This window comes from Natrinema soli (genome assembly GCF_028618695.1).
In genome coordinates, this window is the sequence record NZ_JAQIVI010000559.1 from 1 (window position 1) to 1947 (window position 1947).

At 64.8% G+C, this 1947-nt stretch carries 1 protein-coding gene; it reads left to right on the top strand.

Annotated features, from left to right (window positions below):
* Positions 1-385 precede the first annotated feature (385 nt).
* Positions 386-1858, top strand: coding sequence for an amidophosphoribosyltransferase (gene purF, locus PGX04_RS26540; protein WP_273741235.1), 1473 nt, complete (start codon positions 386-388; stop codon positions 1856-1858).
* Positions 1859-1947: the final 89 nt, after the last annotated feature.

The window sequence follows — 1947 nt, forward strand, 5'->3', positions numbered from 1 at the left end:
TCGGCGCAAGATCCGCGTCGCTCGCCCGCGGGCGAGCCCGGCGTCGGCGAGCGCCCGCACGTCTCCGCTTTCGATCGCCTGGATCGCCCACTCGTGACCCAGCTCCTCGATCAACGTCTCCCGCGTCTTCGGGCCGACCCCCCAGTACTCCTCGAGTCGCATACGCTGTGGACTCGGGGCAACTCTCTTGAACGCTGTGTCTCGAGCGATGTCCGTCGGCTGTCATAGCCGCCGTCACACAGTTCCCCAACCTATATGCACGATTGTGGATACAATTCACATTTGTAGGGAGTCGAAGAAGCACAAACACGGGGATTTTTATCGGCTCGACGCCCTACTGACTCCCATGACTGATGGGCGGGGCGAAACTCCCCGGCGAACAGGAATGACCGAAAAGTGCGGCGTCGTCGGCGTCTCACTCGACGGTCGGGACGCGGCGCGACCGTTGTACTACGCGCTCTACGCGCTCCAGCACCGCGGCCAGGAGTCCGCGGGGATCGTCACCCACGACGGCTTCCAGCAGCACAGCCACGTCGAGATGGGGCTCGTGGGCGACGCGTTCGGCGAGGATGACCTCGACGCGCTCAACGGCTCTGCGGGAATCGGGCACGTTCGATATCCGACCGCCGGTTCGGTCGACTCCTCCTGTGCACAGCCGTTCTCCGTCTCGTTCAAGAGCGGTTCGCTCGGCCTCTCGCACAACGGCAACCTCGTCAACGCCGACGAGATCCGCGACGAACTCGCCGCCGCGGGCCACGCCTTCACCAGCGACGGCGACACCGAGGTCATCGCCCACGACCTCGCGCGCAACCTCCTCGAGGAGGACCTCGTCCGCGCCGTCAAGCGTACGATGGGGCGGATCCACGGCTCGTACTCGCTGACTATCACCCACGACGACACCGTTCTCGGCGTCCGCGACCCGCAGGGGAACCGCCCGCTGTGCATCGGGGAACTCGAGGACGGCTACATTCTGGCCTCCGAGTCGGCGGCCATCGACACGTTAGACGGGGACCTCGTCCGCGACGTCCGGCCGGGTGAACTCGTCGTCCTACAGGAGGACGGCGATGGTTTCGACTCCTACCAGCTCGTCGAACAGGAGAACACCGCCCATTGCTTCTTCGAACACGTCTACTTCGCGCGACCCGATAGCGTCATCGACGACACGCTGGTCTACGAGGCCCGCCGGAATCTCGGCCGCAAGCTCTGGTCGGAAAGCGGCGTCGAGACCGACGTCGTGATGCCCGTCCCCGACTCCGGACGGGCGTTCGCCTCGGGCTACGCCGACGCTGCAAGCGAGACGACTCCCGACGGCGAGCCGCGAGCCGCGGACGACAACGGCGTCGAGTTCGCCGAGGGGTTGATGAAGAACCGCTACGTCGGCCGGACGTTCATCATGCCGACCCAGGACGAGCGCGAGCGCGCGGTGCGGCTCAAGCTCAACCCGATCAAATCCACGATCGAGGGAAAGACCGTCACCGTCATCGACGACAGCATCGTCCGCGGGACCACCTCGACACAGCTTGTCCAGCTCCTCAAGGACTGCGGGGCCGAGGAAGTCCACGTTCGCATCGGCGCACCGGCGATCGTCGCCCCCTGTTACATGGGCATCGACATGGCCACCCGCGAGGAACTCATCGCATCCGACAAATCGACCGCCGAAATCCGCGACGAGATCGACGCCGACAGTCTCGCCTACCTCTCGACCGACGCCGTCGCCGACGTGCTCGAGAAGGATCGACTCGACCTCTGTCTGGGCTGCGTGACCGGCGAGTACCCCTACGACATCGAGGGCGAGGAGACCGACCGCGACGTGAGCCGTCCCGACGTCGGCGGGACGCAGTTGCCCGCGGACGACTAACGACCTTTTACGCTGTCGTTCGAGAGAGCGTAATGATCAAGATAACTTTTGCAAATATGGACTGAGGAACTGGTCGATCCAGGACTTGG